Below are 19,126 nucleotides of genomic sequence, written 5' to 3'. Positions count from 1 at the left end.
CAACGACGCGAAGAACTGTTCAGCTAGCAAAAAGCCCCTGAAAAGGGGCTCCGCTGAAGCTGGTTGCGGGGGCTGGATTTGAACCAACGACCTTCGGGTTATGAGCCCGACGAGCTACCAAGCTGCTCCACCCCGCGACAAAGCTGGGGCGAAAGTATAAGACCGAACCCTGTGCAGGGTCAATCCGACCTCCACCTGCAAGAAAGCCCGCTAAAGCGGGCTCTCATGCTTCAATTGGTACCGAGAAGGGGACTCGAACCCCTACACCCTATGGGCACAACCACCTCAAGGTTGCGTGTCTACCAATTCCACCACCTCGGCAATATTACATCTTGAAACCCGTTACTTCTGCTCTTCGGTAGGAGGAGGGACGTCACCTTTTGGGGCGGCTTCACTCTTCTGTTCCTGGAGCACCGGTACATCATCATTTACTGCCGGCTTTTGCTCTTTAACTTCCAGCACTGCTGGATCTGGCAAACCGGCTTGAGTCAGCTGGTGTGCCTGCTGCTTGGCAAAGTATCCTAACCCAAGTGCAGTCAAAAAGAAAGTGGCAGCAAGTATAGCAGTAAATTTACTCAGGAAGGTAGCAGAACCTTGGCTTCCGAACACAGTATTTGAAGCACCTGCGCCGAAAGATGCACCTGCTTCCGCACCTTTACCCTGTTGCATCAGAACCAGCGCTACCAGCGCCAGTGCAGCCAACAGATGAAAAACAACTACGACTGTTTCCAGCATATGTTCAGTTTCCTGCGGCGCGACAAATTGCACCGAATTCGTCTGCGTTCAGGGATGCTCCACCAATGAGCCCCCCATCAATATCCGGCATGCCGAACAGTTCGGCCGCATTGGCCGCCTTCACGCTACCGCCGTAGAGAAGTTGCGCATTCGCTGCAACTTCGGCGTCCAGCGCCTTCAGCTGCGCACGGATGGCAGCATGCACATCCTGGGCTTGCTGAGGCGAGGCCGTCAAACCAGTGCCAATGGCCCATACAGGCTCATAGGCAATTACTGCATTGGCAAAAGCCTTGATACCGAATGCATCGATAACACTGCTTAGTTGACGCCCGACAACTTCGAGCGTCTTGCCAGCCTCGCGCTCCTCGAGAGTTTCCCCTACGCAGAGCACCGGCTTCAAACCACTTGCCTGTGCGGCTGCAAACTTGCGATTCAGCACTTCGTCCGTTTCACCAATAATCTGGCGACGCTCCGAATGGCCAATCAACACCAACTTGCAACCGACTTCAGCCAACTGACTAGGTGCAACTTCACCTGTCAGCGCACCCTGTTCGGGCTGTACTGCAGAATTCTGTGCGCCAACGATGATCCCCTTGCCGCTCAACTCATCAATGACTTGATTGATAAACAACGACGGCGGAAACACCGCAACTTCGACACCACTCGGAAGAGCCAGATTACTCAGGCTCAGGCTCAGCTCAGCGACGCTGGCGCGGGTACCGTGCATCTTCCAGTTACCAGCTACCATGGGGCGACGCATGCTCTACCTCGTCGGTCAAAGTGGGCGCAGATCTTACCCAACCAGAATCGCGCTGGCAAGCGTCTTTCAGGCACAAACTTCTGCAACGACCTTGGCCAAGGCTTCGGCATGGCTGCGCACCTGACTTTCGTCGTCGCCCTCGACCATCACTCGCAGCAGCGGCTCGGTCCCGGACTTGCGCAGCAGCACACGGCCACGGCCAGCCATCGCCTCGGTGACCTTGGCACTGGCTTCCTGCACGGCAGGATTTTCCAGCGGATCGGCACTACCGGCGGCATAACGGACATTGATCAGTACCTGCGGGCATTTGCGAATCGCCTGACGGGCCTGGGCAAGGTTTTCACCACGACGCTTGAGCGCCATCAACACCTGCAGTGCCGCAATGATCGCGTCGCCTGTGGTGGTGTGGTTGCAGCACACCACATGGCCGGAATTCTCACCACCGAGCAGCCATTCGCGTTCAAGCAGCTCGGCCATGACATAGCGGTCACCGACCTTGGCGCGTGCGAATGGAATGTCGAGGTCCTTGAGCGCCAGCTCCAGGCCCAGGTTACTCATGAGCGTGCCAACTACCCCACCCTGCAGCTTGCCTCGCTCCTGCAGGTCGCGGGCAATGATGAACAGCAGCTCGTCACCGTCGACGATCGCTCCCGTATGGTCGACCATCAGTACACGGTCGCCATCGCCATCGAAGGCAATACCCAGATCGGCATGCCCCACCAGCACGGCCGCCTGCAACGACTCGATATGCGTGGAGCCACAGCCCTCGTTGATGTTCAAACCATCAGGCTGGGCATGCAGCACAGTGACATCGGCACCCAGCTCGCGGAACACGCTGGGAGCGACCTTGTAGGTGGCACCATGGGCGCAATCGACGACCAACTTGAGGCCGGCGAAATCAGTGCTGCTAGGCACGCTGCTCTTGCAGAACTCGATGTAGCGACCGGCAGCGTCGTTGATGCGAGAAACCTTGCCCAGTTTGCTCGACTCGACCACATTCATCGGCTGATCGAGCAACTCCTCGATCATCAGCTCGACCTCGTCTGGCAGCTTGGTACCGTTGCCCGAGAAGAACTTGATGCCGTTGTCATCATGCGGATTGTGCGAAGCACTGATGACGATACCCGCTTCAGCATGGAAGGTACGGGTCAGGTAGGCGATGGCCGGGGTCGGCATCGGCCCGAGGAGCATCACGTCAGCGCCGGCAGCCGAGAGGCCGGCCTCCAGAGCCGACTCGAACATGTAGCCGGAGATACGGGTATCCTTGCCCACCAGAACGCGGCAGTTGCCCTGCTTGCGGAAGGCCATGCCCGCCGCCCAGCCGAGCTTCAGCATGAAGTCGGGAGTGATCGGATATTCGCCAACGCGGCCACGGATACCATCGGTACCAAAGTATTTTCTGCTCATAGAAACTCCAAACGTTCTTATTCGGCGCTCTGTACCGCAGCGATCATGCGCACCACATCGACGGTCTCGGCCACATCATGTACGCGCAGGATGCTCGTCCCCATGGTCATGGCCAATGCCGCCAGTGCGAGGCTGCCGTACAGCCGCTCGCCGACCGGACGATCCAGCGCCTGGCCGATCATGCTCTTGCGCGAGACGCCCACCAGCAGCGGCCGTCCCAGGCGATAGAGTGCTTCCATATGCTTGAACAGGCTCAGGTTATGCGCCAGGTTCTTGGCGAACCCGAAGCCCGGATCAAGAATGATTCGTTCCGCGCCGATGCCGACTGCCGCGCAAGCAGCCATACGCCGCTCCAGATAGCTAGCCACCTCTTGGGTGACGTCGTCATACCGCGGATTGTCCTGCATGTTACCCGGCTCACCGCGCATGTGCATCAGACATACCGGCAGGCCGGTGTCGGCCGCAGCATCCAGCGCACCATCGCGTTCCAGGGCGCGCACATCGTTGATCAGCCCGGCACCAAGCCGAGCCGTCTCGCGCATTACCGCGGGCGTAGAGGTATCGACGGAGATGATGACATCAAGGCGACTGCTGATCGCCTCGACGATCGGAGCGACCCGCTCAAGCTCCTCGACGGGCGACACTGCGCGAGCGCCGGGACGAGTAGACTCGCCACCTACATCGATAAGCGTGGCACCCGCCGCGACCATGGCCTCGGCATGGCGCAAGGCCTCGTCACGGCGGCTGAAGCGACCGCCGTCGGAAAATGAATCAGGGGTGACGTTGAGGATACCCATGACATGGGTACGGGACAAATCAAGAACCCGGTTGCCGCAAGGCAACCGGGTCGGGTACTGCTGAGAGGTCATATGAACCCTTAGTGTTGAGCCGCCGGACCGCCGATCGGCGACTCTGGACGATCGCCCTGGGACGCCTGGTTGCCGGAGGTGCCGGCATCGTTGTCCCAGTCGCGCGGCTCGCGCGGCGTACGACCTGCCATGATGTCGTCGATCTGGTCGGCATCGATGGTTTCGTACTTCATCAGGGCCTCGGCCATCGCGTCAAGCTTGTCGCGGTTGTCGGTGAGGATCTGCTTGGCGGTGGCATAGCACTGATCGATGATGCTGCGCACTTCGGAATCGATCAACTTGGCGGTCTCGCCGGAGACGCTGGCGTGCTGGCTGCCAGCACTGCGGCCAAGGAACACCTCGCCCTCTTCTTCGGCGTACATCAACGGACCGAGCTTCTCGGACAGGCCCCACTTGGTGACCATGTTCCGGGCGATCTGGCTGGCACGCATGATGTCGTTGGACGCACCCGTGGTGACGCCATCGAAGCCCAGGGTCATCTCCTCGGCGATACGGCCGCCGTACAGTGAACAGATCTGGCTGATCAGCGCACGCTTGGAGAGGCTGTACCGGTCTTCCTCGGGCAAGAACATGGTCACACCGAGCGCACGACCGCGCGGAATGATCGAGACCTTGTACACCGGGTCATGCTCAGGCACGACACGACCAACGATGGCGTGACCGGCCTCGTGATAAGCCGTGTTCTGCTTCTCTTTCTCGGACATGACCATGGTCTTGCGCTCGGCGCCCATCATGATCTTGTCCTTGGCCAGCTCGAACTCCTTCATCTCGACCAGGCGCTTGCTGGAGCGAGCGGCGAACAGCGACGCCTCGTTGACCAGGTTGGCAAGATCGGCACCGGAGAAGCCGGGGGTACCACGGGCAATGACGGCGGCGTTGACGTTCTCGCCGACCGGCACCTTGCGCATGTGCACCTTGAGAATCTGCTCGCGACCACGGATATCCGGCAGACCCACCACCACCTGGCGGTCGAAGCGACCAGGACGCAGCAGCGCCGGGTCGAGCACATCAGGTCGGTTGGTCGCAGCGATGACGATGATGCCATCGTTCATCTCGAAGCCATCCATCTCGACCAGCAACTGGTTCAGTGTCTGCTCGCGCTCGTCGTGACCGCCACCCATGCCGGCGCCACGGTGGCGACCGACAGCGTCGATCTCGTCGATGAAGATGATGCACGGCGCGTGTTTCTTCGCCTGCTCGAACATGTCACGAACACGGCTGGCACCGACACCGACGAACATTTCGACGAAATCGGAACCGGAAATGGTGAAGAACGGCACTTTCGCCTCACCGGCGATGGCCTTGGCCAGCAAGGTCTTACCGGTGCCGGGCGGGCCGACCATCAGCACGCCACGTGGGATACGACCGCCCAGGCGCTGGAATTTGCCTGGATCACGCAGAAACTCGACCAGCTCGCCGACTTCTTCCTTGGCTTCGTCGCAACCCGCGACATCGGCCAGGGTGGTTTTCACCTGGTCTTCGGAGAGCAGGCGCGCCTTGCTCTTGCCGAAGCTCATCGGCCCGCCCTTGCCGCCCGCACCGCCTTGCATCTGGCGCATGAAGAACATGAACACGGCGATGATCACGAGGATCGGGAAGCTGGCGACCAGCAGCTGGGTCCAGATGCTCTGCTGTTCGGGTTGCTTGCCTTCGATCACGACATGATTGTCGACCAGGTCGCCGATCAGGCCGTTGTCGGCAATGGCCGGACGAACGGTCTTGAAGTTGTCGCCATCGGTACGCTTGCCGGTGATGACGGCGCCGTCGACGGTCACACGCTCGACCTTACCGTCCTTGACCTGCTGGATGAAGTCGGAATAGTTGAGGGTCTGCGGCTCGTTAGGGCTGGAGAAGTTGTTCATCACCGTCACGAGGACAGCCGCGATGATCAACCACAGGATCAGATTCTTTGCCATGTCGTTCAATTAGCTACCCTCTGAGGTCGGCGCACGACGCAGCCGTGCCTCGCATGATATTCACCGCCCTAACTTACTACATTACCTGCGCATCCGCAGGCACCGTCTGTAACCCTTTGTGAAACCTAGACTACACGAAGTTCGGACGATCCTGAGGCCGCGGCCGATTGGAAATAACTATCGGCCAGCCCGCAAGCGCCCGCTCACTCGCCCTTGTACCCCCTGGCCAGCAAGTACTGTTCACGGGACCGATCCCGAGAGGACGACGGCTTGCGCATCTGCACCTTGTCGAACTTGCTGCGCACGTCCTTGAGGTACACATCGAAGCCTTCTCCCTGGAAAATCTTGATCAGGAAGTCACCACCGGGCTTGAGCACACGGGTTGCCAGATCCAGGGCGAGTTCGCAAAGGAACATGGCTCGCGGCATGTCCACAGCGGGCGTACCACTCATATTGGGGGCCATATCGGAAATCACAAGGTCCACATGCGAATCGCCGACCGCCTGGAGAATCTGCTCGAGTACCGAATCCTGGGTGAAATCGCCTTGGATGAAGGTCACGTCAGGGATCGAGTCCATTTCCAGGATGTCGGAGGCAATCAGACGTCCTTGACCACCAATCAGACGACTGGTCACCTGCGACCAGCCGCCCGGCGCAGCACCAAGGTCGATAACGCTCATGCCGGGGCGGATGAGGCGGTCCTTTTCCTGGATCTCCAGCAGTTTGTAGCTCGCACGCGAGCGGTAGCCGTCCTTCTGCGCCTGCTTGACGAAAGGATCGTTGAAATGCTCTCTCAGCCAGTTATGGCTGCTTTTGGAACGCTGCGCCACGGGGCACCTCGATGATTAGCGTCGTGATTGACTGGGCGGAGCCAGTGGCCCTCGGGTAAAATGGCCACCAATTTTACAGAATCAGACGAAAAGGGTCAGATTATGCCGCTCAATAACGAGCAGAAGAAACAGTACAAGTCTATTGGTCACGACCTGAAACCGGTCCTGATCGTTGCCGGTAACGGCTTGAATGAAGGCGTGATCGCCGAACTGGAGCGTGCGCTGGCCGATCACGAACTGATCAAGGTCGAAATTCGCTCGGAAGATCGCGAAGAGCGCGCCGCCGCTATTGCAGCACTGTGCAAGGCAGGCCGTGCCGAGCTGGTACAGACCATTGGCAAGAAGGCACTGATCTATCGCAAGAACCCACAGCCGAACAAGCAGCTGTCCAACATCCACCGCTACAAGTAAGGGTGGCGCCGGTCAGTGGCGCGCCTTGCGCACCCTGACCGGGACCGGCTGGGCCACCAGCACGATGCCAGAAAAGCCCAGCACCAGGAAACAGAACATCTGCCAGCGCTCCCCTACGGAAATCCCGTAGCGCAGCGTGTAGTAGCCGACACAGGCACCAAAGCCGAGCAACAGCATCTGGCCGCGGAACTGCCGCCACCAAGCCGCCAGGCCATCCACCCTCGCCAGCACTGCCAACTGGGTCAACAGCCCGAGCAGCGCCACGCCGATCAACCAGCGATCGATCTGCCCGGCGATGTCCTGCACCAATAATGGCGCAAGGCCGCTGACCTTCAGCGCCGGCACCAGCCCCACATGAAACACCCACAGACCACCGACCCAGAATACCTGGGCCAGTTGCCAGAGGATGCCCTCGAGGGACGGCGCGCGCTGGCGCCGATCAGATGTGCTTGACTTCGACAATCTCGTACTCGACGGTGCCGCTCGGCGTCTTGACCACGACCGTATCACCCTCTTCCTTGCCAATGATGGCACGGGCGATAGGCGCGCTCGCCGAGAGCTTGCCTTTCTTGATGTCCGCTTCATCCTCGCCAACGATCTGGTAGGTCACCTGATCGCCGGTCTCGGTATTCTCCAGATCCACGGTGGTCCCGAAAATCACCTTGCCGGTATGGGCGATGGTGGTGACATCGATCACCACCGAGTTCTGCAGACGCCCTTCGATGTCGCGGATACGCGCCTCGACCATGCCCTGCTCCTCACGGGCGGCGTGGTACTCGGCATTTTCCTTGAGATCGCCGAGCTCACGAGCCTCGCCGATCGCCTGGCTCAGACGTGGACGCTCGGTCTTGCTCAGGAACAAATGCTCTTCTTCCAGGGCGCGAGCGCCCTGGACGGTCATCGGGTACTTGGTAATGCTCATGCTTTGAGTCCTGCATGCAGATCCTGCAGGCGACGAACGGTCTTCTCGGGACCGAATTTCAGCGCCTCGCAGATGGCTTCACCTGCCGCAATGGTGGTCGTGCAGTAGATCTTGTGCTGCAGCGCATTGCGACGAATCGAGTAGGAATCGGCGATCGACTGGCGGCCTTCGGTGGTGTTGATGATCAGCGACACTTCGTCGTTCTTGATCATGTCGACCACGTGCGGACGACCTTCGGTCACCTTGTTCACACGGCGCACTTTCAGGCCAGCCGCTTCGATAACCTTGGCGGTGCCGGCAGTAGCAACCACTTCGAAGCCCAGGGCGATCAGGTCGCGGGCAACGCCAGCCACTTGTGGCTTGTCGTCGTCACGCACGCTGATGAACGCGGTACCGCCGGTCGGCAGCACTTCGCTGGCCCCCATCTGGGCCTTGGCGAAGGCTTCACCGAAGCTGTCACCGACACCCATGACTTCACCGGTTGATTTCATCTCAGGGCCGAGGATCGGGTCAACCCCTGGGAACTTGGCGAACGGGAAGACAGCTTCCTTGACGCTGTAGAAGTTCGGGATGATTTCCTGGGTGAAGCCCAGCTCCTTGAGGGTTTTACCAGCCATGACGCGGGCCGCGATCATCGCCAGCGAGGTGCCGATGCACTTGGACACGAACGGTACGGTACGCGAAGCGCGCGGGTTGACTTCGATCACGTAGATCTTGTCGCCCTGCAGGGCCAGCTGCACGTTCATCAGGCCGACAACGCCGAGTTCCAGGGCCATTTTCTTGACCTGAACGCGGACTTCGTCCTGCACTTGCTGGCTCAGCGAGTAAGGTGGCAGCGAGCACGCCGAGTCACCGGAGTGAACGCCAGCCTGTTCGATGTGCTGCATGATCGCGCCGATCACCACGTCGGTGCCGTCGCAGACAGCGTCCACGTCCATCTCGATGGCGCAGTTAAGGAAGTGGTCGAGCAGGACCGGGCTGTCGTTGGACACCTGGACCGCTTCGCGCAGGTAGCGCTTGAGCTCGTCCAGCTCGTAGACGATCTCCATGGCGCGACCGCCCAGGACATACGACGGACGCACGACCAGCGGGTAGCCGATGCCACCAGCAGCGTTGATGGCTTCTTCTTCGCTGCGCACGGTGGCGTTTGGCGGCTGCAGCAGGTTCAGGCGCTGCACCATCTGCTGGAAGCGCTCGCGGTCTTCGGCGCGGTCGATGGCGTCCGGGCTGGTACCGATGATCGGCACCCCGGCTTCTTCCAGGGCACGGGCCAGTTTCAGCGGGGTCTGGCCGCCGTAATGGACGATCACGCCCTTCGGCTTCTCGACGCGGCAGACTTCCAGCACGTCTTCCAGGGTCAGCGGCTCGAAGTACAGGCGATCGGAGGTGTCGTAGTCGGTGGAGACGGTTTCCGGGTTGCAGTTGACCATGATGGTCTCGTAACCGTCTTCACGCAGGGCAAGGGCTGCGTGTACGCAGCAGTAGTCGAACTCGATACCTTGGCCGATACGGTTCGGGCCACCACCCAGGATCATGATCTTGTCGCGGGTCGACGGGTTGGCCTCGCACTCTTCCTCGTAGGTGGAGTACAGGTAGGCGGTGTCGGTGGCGAACTCGGCCGCGCAGGTGTCGACGCGCTTGTAGACCGGGAACACTTCCAGCTTGTGGCGGTGACGACGCAGGTTCTTGTCAGTGATGCCGAGCAGCTTGGCCAGGCGCTGATCCGAGAAGCCCTTGCGCTTGAGGCGCAGCATGTAGTCCTTGTCGATGGCCGACAGGGCCAGGGTCTTGACCTTCTCTTCTTCCTTGATCAGATCTTCCATCTGCACCAGGAACCACAGGTCGATACCGGTCAGCTCGAAGATTGCTTCGATCGTCATGCCCGAGCGGATGGCGTCAGCCACGTACCAGATACGCTCGGCGCCCGGTACGGTCAGCTCGCGCTTGAGGATGCTGGCAGCATCGGCGCTGGCCAGGTCGACTTTCGGGTCCAGGCCGCAGGCGCCAACTTCCAGGCCGCGCAGGGCTTTCTGCAGGGACTCCTGGAAGGTACGACCAATGGCCATGACTTCACCGACCGACTTCATCTGGGTGGTCAGGCGGGCGTCGGCTTTCGGGAATTTCTCGAAGGCGAAGCGTGGCAGTTTGGTAACGACGTAGTCGATGGACGGCTCGAAGGACGCCGGGGTACGACCACCGGTGATGTCATTCTGCAGTTCGTCCAGGGTGTAGCCGATGGCCAGCTTGGCGGCGATCTTGGCGATCGGGAAGCCAGTCGCTTTCGAAGCCAGGGCGGACGAGCGCGAAACCCGCGGGTTCATCTCGATCACGACCATGCGGCCGGTGTTCGGGCAGATACCGAACTGCACGTTGGAACCGCCGGTTTCGACGCCGATCTCACGCAGCACCGCCAGCGAGGCGTTGCGCATGATCTGGTATTCCTTGTCGGTCAGGGTCTGTGCGGGAGCAACGGTGATGGAGTCACCGGTGTGCACGCCCATCGGGTCGAAGTTCTCGATGGAGCAGACGATGATGCAGTTGTCCTTCTTGTCGCGGACCACCTCCATCTCGTATTCCTTCCAGCCGATCAGCGACTCGTCGATCAGCAGTTCCTTGGTCGGCGACAGGTCCAGGCCACGGGTGCAGATTTCTTCGAATTCTTCACGGTTGTAGGCGATGCCGCCACCGGTGCCACCCATGGTGAACGAAGGACGGATGATGCACGGGAAGCCCAGTTTTTCGAGAACCGCGTAGGCCTCTTCCATGCTGTGGGCGATACCGGAGCGCGGGCACTCCAGGCCGATGTCCTTCATCGCCTTGTCGAAGCGCGAACGGTCTTCGGCCTTGTCGATGGTGTCGGCGTTGGCACCGATCATCTCTACACCGAACTTTTCCAGAACGCCGTGGCGCTCCAGGTCCAGGGCACAGTTCAGTGCCGTCTGGCCGCCCATGGTTGGCAGCACCGCGTCAGGGCGCTCCTTTTCGATGATCTTGGCCACCGATTGCCACTTGATCGGCTCGATGTAGGTGGCGTCGGCCATGGCCGGGTCGGTCATGATGGTGGCCGGGTTGGAGTTCACCAGGATGACGCGGAAACCTTCCTCGCGCAGGGCTTTACAGGCCTGGGCGCCGGAATAGTCGAATTCGCAGGCCTGGCCGATCACGATCGGGCCAGCGCCGAGAATCAGGATGCTTTTGATGTCTGTACGTTTTGGCATGGTTGTCACTCAAATCCGCGGGTCAGTCGGCAAGCCGTCTTGAACAATCTGGGTCAGGCGCTTCCGGACGCGGCGCGTGCCGGTCCGGGGCCTTGATGCAGGATGCTCAGCGGCGCTTGGCCATGGCATCGATGAAACGATCGAACAGTGGCGCGACATCGGTCGGGCCTGGGCTCGCTTCAGGGTGGCCCTGGAAGCTGAACGCGCTCTTGTCGGTACGCTCGATACCCTGCAGGGTGCCGTCGAACAGCGACTTGTGGATGGCGCGCACATTGCCCGGCAGGGTGGCTTCGTCGACGGCGAAACCGTGGTTCTGGCTGGTGATCATGACCACACCGGTATCCAGGTCCTGGACCGGGTGGTTGGCACCGTGATGGCCGTGCCCCATCTTGACGGTCTTGGCACCGGAGGCCAGGGCCAGCAACTGGTGGCCGAGGCAGATGCCGAACACCGGAGTCTCGGTCTCGAGAATCTCTTTGATCGCCTGGATCGCGTAGTCGCACGGCTCGGGATCGCCAGGGCCGTTGGACAGGAACACGCCGTCAGGGTTGAGGGCCAGCACTTCGCTTGCCGGCGTCTGGGCAGGTACCACGGTCACGCGGCAGCCGCGAGCAACCAGCATGCGCAGGATGTTCAGCTTGACGCCGTAGTCGTAAGCGACGACATGATACGGCAGCTCGGACGCTTCGAGGGTCGGGTGGCTGTCGGTCTTCAGCTCCCACACGCTGGAACGCCACTCGTAGCGCTCCTTGGTGCTGACCACTTTGGCCAAATCCATGCCCTTGAGGCCCGGGAAGGCACGTGCAGCCGCGATGGCGGCCTCTTCGCTGATATCGTCACCGGCCAGGATGCAGCCGTTCTGTGCGCCTTTCTCACGCAGGATGCGGGTCAGGCGACGGGTATCGATACCGGCGATGGCCACGACATTGTTGGCCTTGAGGTAGTCCGGCAGGGACTGAGTGTTACGCCAGTTGCTGGCCAGCAGCGGCAGGTCGCGAATCACCAGGCCCGCGGACCAGACGCGATCGGACTCGGCGTCTTCGGCGGTGGTGCCGGTATTGCCGATGTGCGGGTAAGTCAGGGTAACGATTTGCTGGGCGTAGGAAGGGTCTGTAAGGATTTCCTGGTAGCCGGTCATAGCGGTGTTGAACACCACCTCACCAACGGTTTGCCCGTCGGCCCCAATGGCCTCACCGCGAAAAATGCTGCCATCAGCAAGGGCGAGTATGGCTGGCTTTGTCAAGAAGACCTCCCGTAAATGACGCATGAAGGGGCGATCGCAGGTTGCAAAAAAGCGGAGTGCCGTATGGATACGTCACCCCGCTTTTATGTGCTGAATTCAATTCTCTGCGCGCTTTTAGTGGATACACTAAAGCTGTAGTTTACAGAAAAGTGAGGTTTCGGTCTACCGCATATGTGCCTCTAAAACACATGATTGCGACAGAACGACGTCGGCAGTGACGGCTCAATGCAGCTCGAGCACATCCTGCATGTCGTACAGCCCAGGCTCGCGCCCATCGAGCCACAGCGACGCGCGCACGGCCCCCTTGGCAAAGGTCATGCGGCTCGAGGCCTTGTGGGTGATCTCGACACGCTCACCCTCTGCCGCGAACAGCACGGTGTGATCGCCGACCACATCCCCGGCACGCACGGTGGCAAAACCGATAGTCTCGCGCTTGCGCGCACCGGTCTGGCCTTCACGACCATAGACAGCCACTTCCTGCAGATCGCGCCCCAACGCCTGGGCAACCACCTCTCCCATGCGCAGCGCAGTACCCGAAGGCGCGTCGACCTTGTGCCGGTGGTGAGCCTCGATGATCTCGATGTCCACCTCGTCACCCAGTACCCGCGCAGCAGTATCGAGCAACTTCAGGCACAGATTGACGCCAATGCTGAAGTTGGCAGCGAAGACGATCGGAATCTCCTTGCCCGCCTCCGCCAGCAGGGCCTTTTCGTCCTGCGAAAAACCGGTGGTACCGATGACCATGGCCTTGCCTGCCTTGCGGCAGAACGCCAGGTTCTTCAGGGTCACCGAGGGGTGAGTGAAGTCGATGAGCACATCGAACTCGTCGGCGACCTTGGTCAGATCATCGGAAATCGGTACGCCGATACGGCCCAACGCCGCGAGCTCGCCGGCGTCAGCCCCCACCAGGGTGCTGTCCGGGCGATCGATCGCTGCCGTCAGGCCCGCCTGGGGAGCCTGCTGCTGCACGGCTTCGATGAGGATCTTGCCCATCCGCCCTGCCGCACCCATCACTGCAATACGTCGCATAGCCTGTTCCTTGTCAGAGATCGCCGAAGAAGCGCTTCATACCCTCGAACCAACCACTGGCCTTGGGCGAATGGGAGCTGTCGCCATCGAGCGAATCACGCAGTTCTTCAAGCAGCTCGCGCTGGCGGCGACTCAGGTTGACCGGTGTCTCGACCGCGACGCGGCACAACAGGTCGCCCGCCGCACCACCACGCACCGGCGCCACGCCCTTGCCGCGCAGGCGGAACTGCTTGCCGGTCTGGGTGCCTTCCGGGATCTTCAGCTTGACCCGGCCGTCCAGTGTCGGCACTTCCAGCTCGCCACCGAGCGCCGCGTCGGTGTAGCTGATCGGCACTTCGCAATACAGGTGCTTGCCATCGCGCTGGAAGATCGAATGCTCACGGACACTGATGACCACATACAGGTCGCCGGTCGGGCCACCATGCGCCCCGGCCTCGCCCTCGCCAGACAGGCGGATGCGGTCACCCGTATCGACACCCGCCGGCACCTTGACCGACAGGGTCTTGTATTCCTCGACACGGCCTTCGCCGTGGCAGGAGTTGCAAGGGTCGGTGATGATCTTGCCCGAGCCATGGCAACGCGGGCAGGTCTGCTGCACCGAGAAGAAACCTTGCTGCATGCGTACCTGACCGATACCGCCGCAAGTCGGGCAAGTCGACGGCGTCGAGCCCTTCTTGGCGCCGGTACCATCGCACGGCGCGCAGTTGACCAGCGTCGGCACACGGATATTGACCGTGGTGCCACGCACCGCTTCTTCCAGGTTCAGCTCGAGGGTGTAGCGCAGGTCACTGCCGCGCTGGGCGCCGCCACGACCACCGCCCCGGCCACCGCCGAAGAAGTCGCTGAAGACGTCGCCGAAGATATCGGAGAAGTTGGCGCCGCCGAAGCCGGCACCACCGCCACCCATGCTCGGGTCGACACCGGCATGGCCGTACTGATCGTAGGCGGCGCGCTTGCTGGCGTCGGAGAGCACTTCATAGGCCTCGTTGGCCTCCTTGAATTTCTCTTCCGACTCTTTGTCGCCCGGGTTGCGGTCTGGGTGAAACTTCATCGCCAGGCGGCGATAGGCCTTCTTGAGGTCACCTTCGCTGGCGCCGCGCTCGACACCCAGGACCTCATAAAAATCACGCTTTGCCATAGGTCATTTGCACTCTTGAGGGCTTTCGGCATCTGTGCACCGTGCCGTCAGCACCTGCCGCAACACGCCTGATGCGCCCTGACAGATGCTGGAAATATTTCCCGTGTTCCAGACACGCCAACGCGGGAGCAAGCCCCCGCGCGGCGACATCCTACCAGTTCACCGACCAATGGCGATGAACTGGCCGACAACATGCAAGCATTACTGCTTGTTGTTGTCTTTCACTTCCTCGAACTCGGCGTCAACCACGTCATCGTGCTTGGCTTCCGGCTCGGCCTGCTGGGCGCCGCCTTGAGGCTGCTGAGCCTGTTGCTCGGCATACATCTTCTGGGCAACTGGCGCGGAGACTTTGGACAGCTCCTCGACCTTGGCGTCGATGGCGGCCTTGTCGTCGCCCTTGACGGCGGCTTCCAGGGCAACCACGGCAGCTTCGATCGCAGCCTTTTCCTCGGCAGTAGCCTTGTCACCGGCGTCGACGACCATCTTGCGGGTCGAGTGAACCAGTGCATCACCCTGGTTGCGGGCAGCGGCCAGCTCTTCGAACTTGCGGTCTTCCTCGGCGTTGGCCTCGGCGTCACGCACCATACGCTCGATCTCTTCGTCCGACAGGCCGGAGTTGGCCTTGATCACGATCGACTGAGCCTTGCCGGTGGCCTTGTCTTTGGCACCTACGTGCAGGATGCCGTTGGCGTCGATGTCGAAGGTCACTTCGATCTGTGGAACGCCACGCGGAGCTGGCGGGATGTCCGACAGGTCGAACTTGCCCAGCGACTTGTTCTGCGCGGCCTGCTTGCGCTCGCCCTGCAGGACGTGGATGGTCACTGCACCCTGGTTGTCGTCGGCAGTCGAGAACACCTGCGACTTCTTGGTCGGGATGGTGGTGTTCTTCTCGATCAGCGCGGTCATCACGCCACCCATGGTTTCGATACCCAGGGTCAGCGGGCTGACGTCGAGTAGCAGGACGTCCTTCACGTCACCGGCCAGTACGGCGCCCTGGATGGCAGCACCCATGGCAACGGCTTCGTCCGGGTTGACGTCCTTGCGCGCTTCCTTGCCGAAGAAATCGGCGACCGCTTTCTGTACCAGCGGCATACGGGTCTGGCCACCGACCAGGATCACGTCGTCGATCTTGCTCGCATCGATACCGGCATCTTTCAGGGCGATGCGGCAAGGCTCGATGGTACGGCTGACCAGGTCTTCGACCAGCGACTCCAGCTTGGCGCGGGAGATCTTCACGTTCAGGTGCTTCGGACCGGTTGCATCAGCAGTGATGTACGGCAGGTTGACGTCGGTCGACTGGGCGGAAGACAGCTCGATCTTGGCCTTTTCAGCGGCTTCTTTCAGACGCTGCAGTGCCAGCGGATCGTTCTTCAGGTCCATGCCGGACTCTTTCTTGAACTCGTCGACGAGGTAGTCGATCAGGCGCATGTCGAAGTCTTCACCACCCAGGAAGGTGTCACCGTTGGTGGCCAGTACTTCGAACTGATGCTCACCGTCGACTTCGGCGATTTCGATGACCGACACGTCGAAGGTACCACCACCCAGGTCATAGACGATGACGGTGTGGTCGCCCTTGGCCTTGTCCATGCCATAGGCCAGTGCAGCAGCGGTCGGTTCGTTGATGATGCGCTTGACGTCCAGACCGGCGATGCGACCGGCATCCTTGGTAGCCTGGCGCTGGCTGTCGTTGAAGTAGGCCGGAACGGTGATGACCGCTTCGGTGACAGGCTCGCCGAGGTAGTCTTCGGCGGTCTTCTTCATCTTCTTCAGGACTTCGGCGCTGATCTGCGGCGGAGCCATTTCCTTGCCAGCAGCCTCGACCCAGGCGTCACCGTTGCCGGCCTTGACGATCTTGTAAGGCACCAGCTTGATGTCTTTCTGCACGACGTCTTCTTCGAAGCGGCGGCCGATCAGGCGCTTCACTGCGAACAGGGTGTTGTGCGGGTTGGTGACGGCCTGGCGCTTGGCCGACTGGCCAACCAGGATTTCGCCGTCGTTGGCGTAGGCCACGATCGAAGGGGTGGTACGCGCACCTTCGGCGTTCTCGATGACCTTGACGTTACCGTTTTCCAGAATGGAGACGCACGAGTTGGTCGTCCCCAGGTCGATACCGATGATTTTGCCCATGTTAACTCTCCCGAAACTTGAATTTGGTAGCAGCGACTACTTTGGCCAACTGCGGTAATACTTGAAGGCTTGACACCTAGATGGGGATGCCCCGGTGGATTTCAAGCCTTTTCATCGATGGAAGGCTGGGGCGCTGCCGGCGCCTTGCTGACCACCACCATGGCGGGGCGCAGCAGACGACCGTTGAGCAGATAACCCTTCTGGAACACGTTGAGCACGCTGTTCGGCTCTACCTCGGCGTTTTCCTGCATGGCCATGGCCTGGTGATGCTCAGGGTTGAATGGCTGGCCATGAGGATCGACGGCTTCGAGGTTGTAGCGCTTGAGTGTGTCCTGGAACATCTTCAGGGTCAGCTCGACACCTTCGCGGATCTGCTTGACGTTTTCGTCATCGGCGCTGGAGTGGGTCAGGGCCAGCTCCAGGCTGTCGATCACCGGCAGCAGGTCGCCAGCGAATTTCTCCAAGGCGAACTTGTGAGCCTTCTCGACATCCTGCTCGGCACGACGGCGGATGTTCTGCAGGTCTGCCGCCACACGCAGCGACTGATCCTTGGCGGCGGCCAGCTGCTCCTCGAGCACCTGGACGCGGGCACCGAGGTCTTCGGATCCGGCTTCTTCGGCGTTAAGGTTTTGTTCATCCAGCTGTTCGTCAGCCATCGGTGCTCTCCTCCGCAATTTCTGGTTACAGGTCATGCCTGCCTTGTCTGCCGGTTATATGGGGTCGGAAAAATCAGGTTCAAGGGGCAAGCGGCATTTCCACATTCAACAGGCGGGCATTGGCAGATGCGAAAAAAGTACTGTATAAATAACCAGACATGACCTTCGGGAGCGGCCCTCATGCTGGTGCACCTGTCCATTCACAACTACGCCATCGTCGAGCACCTCGACCTCGAACTCGCCCGCGGGATGTCGGTGATCACCGGCGAAACGGGGGCCGGCAAGTCGATCATGCTGGACGCGCTCGGCCTGGCGCTGGGCGATCGTGCCGACAGCGGCGTGGTGCGCCCGGGCGCCGACAAGGCCGACCTGCTTGCCACCTTCGACCTGATCGACATCCCCGAAGCCCGCACCTGGCTGGCAGAGCGCGACCTCGACAACGACGGCCCATGTATCCTGCGCCGAGTGATCACCGCCGAAGGCCGCAGCCGCGGCTACATCAACGGCACCCCTTGCCCGCTCGGCGACCTCAAGGCACTCGGTGAGTTGCTGATCGACATCCACAGCCAGCACGAACACCAGTCGCTCCTCAAGACCGATACGCATCGTCGCCTGGTCGACGAGTATGCCGGCGCCACCGACCTCGCCCGCCAGGTGCAACTGGCGGCCCAGCGCTGGCGCCAGACCCGCCTGGAGCTGGAGCGTCTGTCCAACTCCGGCGATGAGCAACGCGCCCGTCATCAGCTGCTGAGCTACCAGCTCGAAGAGCTCGACAATCTGGGCCTGGGCGAAAACGAGCTGGAACAGCTTGAGCACGAGCACAAGAACCTGACCAATGCCGAAGCCCTGTTCGGTATCTGCCGACAGGTCATCGATCAATGCAGCGAAAGCGACTCCGGCAACGTGCTCAGCGCCCTGACGGTCAGCCTCAATCGCCTGACCGCCGTGAACAATGCACCCAAGGCATTGGGCGAGGCCGTCAATCTGATCGCCAGTGCGCAGATCCAGATCGAGGAAGCGGTTGGCGAGCTCAACCGCTTCCTCGACAACTTCGACGCCGACCCTCTGCGCCTGCAGGCGCTGGAAGAGCGGCTCGACACCCTTTATACGCTCGCTCGCAAGCACCGCGTGCACCCGAGCGAGCTGCCACATCTGCAACAGCGCCTCATGGAGGAGCTCGAAGGGCTCAACGCCAGCGATGAATCCATCGAGCGCCTGGGCGGCGAACTGGCCGCCTATGCACAGCACTATAAAGAGAAGGCCGTCGAGCTCAGCAACCTGCGCCGCCAGGCCGCAGCGCAGCTGGCGGCGGCGGTCGAGCAGGAAATCCAGCGCCTGGGCATGCCTGGCGGGCGTTTCTGCATCGAGCTGTCGCCGAACGAGAGCGATGAGCTTTCGCCCCACGGGCTGGAGCAGGTCGAGCTGCTGGTCAGCGCCAACCCCGGCCAGCCGCTCAAGGGCCTGGCCAAGGTGGCGTCGGGAGGCGAGCTGTCACGCATCAGCCTGGCGATTCAGGTCATCACCGCACAAACCTCGCGCATTCCCACGCTGGTCTTTGACGAAGTGGACGTGGGCATCGGCGGCCCGACCGCCGAGATCGTCGGCCAACTGTTGCGCCGCCTGGGTGAGCGCGGCCAGGTCCTGACCGTCACCCACCTGCCGCAGGTTGCAGCCCAAGGGCACCACCACCTGTTCGTGCACAAGGTGCGCAACAGCGACACCACCCATACAGCCGTGGCCAGCCTCGGCAAACGTGAGCGGGTCGAAGAAGTGGCACGCATGCTGGGCGGGATAGACCTGACCAAGGAGTCCTTGGCGCATGCGCGCAAGATGGTGGTTAGCGGCAAGGCCTGAGGTAGCACACT

16 protein-coding genes and 2 tRNA genes are annotated in these 19,126 nt (G+C 61.2%); 2 read left to right on the top strand and 16 right to left on the bottom strand.

The window, feature by feature from the left end; translation table 11 throughout:
- Positions 1-60: 60 nt before the first annotated feature.
- The 8 genes from ACMGGG_RS01345 to rlmE form a co-directional block, all read right to left on the bottom strand.
- Positions 61-137, bottom strand: a tRNA-Met gene (locus ACMGGG_RS01345).
- Between the two features lie 98 nt (positions 138-235).
- Positions 236-321 (bottom strand) — tRNA-Leu (locus ACMGGG_RS01340).
- Between the two features lie 21 nt (positions 322-342).
- On the bottom strand, positions 343-735 hold the full coding sequence (gene secG / locus ACMGGG_RS01335) for a preprotein translocase subunit SecG (RefSeq protein WP_054892613.1): 393 nt from the start codon (positions 733-735) through the stop codon (positions 343-345).
- 4 nt (positions 736-739) lie between these two features.
- On the bottom strand, positions 740-1,495 hold the full coding sequence (gene tpiA, locus ACMGGG_RS01330) for a triose-phosphate isomerase (RefSeq protein ID WP_112897270.1): 756 nt from the start codon (positions 1,493-1,495) through the stop codon (positions 740-742).
- 66 nt (positions 1,496-1,561) lie between these two features.
- Entirely contained in the window at positions 1,562-2,902 is a 1,341-nt protein-coding gene (gene glmM, locus ACMGGG_RS01325; protein WP_063542729.1) for a phosphoglucosamine mutase, read from the bottom strand.
- Positions 2,903-2,919: 17 nt separating this feature from the next.
- Positions 2,920-3,771 carry a dihydropteroate synthase gene (folP, locus tag ACMGGG_RS01320; protein WP_054892616.1) on the bottom strand — a complete coding sequence of 284 codons (852 nt, stop codon included), beginning with the start codon at positions 3,769-3,771 and terminating at the stop codon, positions 2,920-2,922.
- Between the two features lie 8 nt (positions 3,772-3,779).
- Positions 3,780-5,687 (bottom strand): ATP-dependent zinc metalloprotease FtsH, encoded by a 1,908-nt coding sequence (gene ftsH, locus ACMGGG_RS01315; protein WP_054892617.1) that lies wholly within the window; start codon positions 5,685-5,687, stop codon positions 3,780-3,782.
- 203 nt (positions 5,688-5,890) lie between these two features.
- Entirely contained in the window at positions 5,891-6,517 is a 627-nt protein-coding gene (gene rlmE, locus ACMGGG_RS01310) for a 23S rRNA (uridine(2552)-2'-O)-methyltransferase RlmE (protein WP_054892618.1), read from the bottom strand.
- Between the two features lie 102 nt (positions 6,518-6,619).
- Here rlmE and yhbY point away from each other — a divergent pair, with 102 nt between their 5' ends.
- On the top strand, positions 6,620-6,928 hold the full coding sequence (gene yhbY / locus ACMGGG_RS01305) for a ribosome assembly RNA-binding protein YhbY (protein WP_063542727.1): 309 nt from the start codon (positions 6,620-6,622) through the stop codon (positions 6,926-6,928).
- A gap of 12 nt (positions 6,929-6,940) precedes the next feature.
- On the opposite strand, the gene ACMGGG_RS01300 is transcribed toward yhbY, so the two are convergent.
- The 8 genes from ACMGGG_RS01300 to grpE form a co-directional block, all read right to left on the bottom strand.
- Positions 6,941-7,390 carry an MFS transporter gene (locus tag ACMGGG_RS01300; protein ID WP_081255198.1) on the bottom strand — a complete coding sequence of 150 codons (450 nt, stop codon included), beginning with the start codon at positions 7,388-7,390 and terminating at the stop codon, positions 6,941-6,943.
- Positions 7,368-7,850, bottom strand: coding sequence for a transcription elongation factor GreA (gene greA / locus ACMGGG_RS01295; protein WP_081255197.1), 483 nt, complete (start codon positions 7,848-7,850; stop codon positions 7,368-7,370). Before greA ends, ACMGGG_RS01300 begins: the two co-directional genes overlap by 23 nt.
- Positions 7,847-11,068: a carbamoyl-phosphate synthase large subunit gene (gene carB / locus ACMGGG_RS01290; protein ID WP_372821575.1), complete on the bottom strand. Its 3,222-nt coding sequence runs from the start codon at positions 11,066-11,068 to the stop codon at positions 7,847-7,849. Before carB ends, greA begins: the two co-directional genes overlap by 4 nt.
- A 106-nt stretch (positions 11,069-11,174) precedes the next feature.
- Entirely contained in the window at positions 11,175-12,311 is a 1,137-nt protein-coding gene (gene carA, locus ACMGGG_RS01285) for a glutamine-hydrolyzing carbamoyl-phosphate synthase small subunit (protein ID WP_054892621.1), read from the bottom strand.
- 222 nt (positions 12,312-12,533) lie between these two features.
- Complete coding sequence (dapB, locus tag ACMGGG_RS01280) at positions 12,534-13,340, bottom strand: 4-hydroxy-tetrahydrodipicolinate reductase (RefSeq protein WP_063542722.1); 807 nt, start codon at positions 13,338-13,340, stop codon at positions 12,534-12,536.
- 13 nt (positions 13,341-13,353) lie between these two features.
- Complete coding sequence (gene dnaJ, locus ACMGGG_RS01275; protein WP_054892623.1) at positions 13,354-14,478, bottom strand: molecular chaperone DnaJ; 1,125 nt, start codon at positions 14,476-14,478, stop codon at positions 13,354-13,356.
- A 201-nt stretch (positions 14,479-14,679) separates the two neighbouring features.
- Positions 14,680-16,605, bottom strand: coding sequence for a molecular chaperone DnaK (dnaK, locus tag ACMGGG_RS01270; protein WP_054892624.1), 1,926 nt, complete (start codon positions 16,603-16,605; stop codon positions 14,680-14,682).
- Positions 16,606-16,706: 101 nt separating this feature from the next.
- Positions 16,707-17,261: a nucleotide exchange factor GrpE gene (gene grpE, locus ACMGGG_RS01265; protein ID WP_054892625.1), complete on the bottom strand. Its 555-nt coding sequence runs from the start codon at positions 17,259-17,261 to the stop codon at positions 16,707-16,709.
- A gap of 180 nt (positions 17,262-17,441) precedes the next feature.
- Here grpE and recN point away from each other — a divergent pair, with 180 nt between their 5' ends.
- Positions 17,442-19,115 (top strand): DNA repair protein RecN, encoded by a 1,674-nt coding sequence (gene recN / locus ACMGGG_RS01260; RefSeq protein WP_414154745.1) that lies wholly within the window; start codon positions 17,442-17,444, stop codon positions 19,113-19,115.
- Positions 19,116-19,126 lie beyond the last annotated feature (11 nt).

Origin of the sequence: Pseudomonas sp. BNK-44-b (genome assembly GCF_047456245.1) — a bacterium.
GTDB lineage: Bacteria > Pseudomonadota > Gammaproteobacteria > Pseudomonadales > Pseudomonadaceae > Aquipseudomonas > Aquipseudomonas machongensis.
The sequence above is the reverse complement of the archived record's forward strand: the minus strand, read 5'-3'. Positions and strand labels throughout refer to the sequence as shown.

Excerpts from the sequence above, each read along its gene's own strand:
- dnaK (WP_054892624.1), bottom strand. The coding sequence starts at position 16,605 with ATGGGCAAAATCATCGGTATCGACCTGGGGACGACCAACTCGTGCGTC.
- carB (WP_372821575.1), bottom strand. The coding sequence starts at position 11,068 with ATGCCAAAACGTACAGACATCAAAAGCATCCTGATTCTCGGCGCTGGC.
- yhbY (WP_063542727.1), top strand. The coding sequence starts at position 6,620 with ATGCCGCTCAATAACGAGCAGAAGAAACAGTACAAGTCTATTGGTCAC.
- dnaJ (WP_054892623.1), bottom strand. The coding sequence starts at position 14,478 with ATGGCAAAGCGTGATTTTTATGAGGTCCTGGGTGTCGAGCGCGGCGCC.
- tpiA (WP_112897270.1), bottom strand. The coding sequence starts at position 1,495 with ATGCGTCGCCCCATGGTAGCTGGTAACTGGAAGATGCACGGTACCCGC.
- greA (WP_081255197.1), bottom strand. The coding sequence starts at position 7,850 with ATGAGCATTACCAAGTACCCGATGACCGTCCAGGGCGCTCGCGCCCTG.
- glmM (WP_063542729.1), bottom strand. The coding sequence starts at position 2,902 with ATGAGCAGAAAATACTTTGGTACCGATGGTATCCGTGGCCGCGTTGGC.
- recN (WP_414154745.1), top strand. The coding sequence starts at position 17,442 with ATGCTGGTGCACCTGTCCATTCACAACTACGCCATCGTCGAGCACCTC.
- folP (WP_054892616.1), bottom strand. The coding sequence starts at position 3,771 with ATGACCTCTCAGCAGTACCCGACCCGGTTGCCTTGCGGCAACCGGGTT.
- grpE (WP_054892625.1), bottom strand. The coding sequence starts at position 17,261 with ATGGCTGACGAACAGCTGGATGAACAAAACCTTAACGCCGAAGAAGCC.
- ftsH (WP_054892617.1), bottom strand. The coding sequence starts at position 5,687 with ATGGCAAAGAATCTGATCCTGTGGTTGATCATCGCGGCTGTCCTCGTG.
- secG (WP_054892613.1), bottom strand. The coding sequence starts at position 735 with ATGCTGGAAACAGTCGTAGTTGTTTTTCATCTGTTGGCTGCACTGGCG.
- dapB (WP_063542722.1), bottom strand. The coding sequence starts at position 13,340 with ATGCGACGTATTGCAGTGATGGGTGCGGCAGGGCGGATGGGCAAGATC.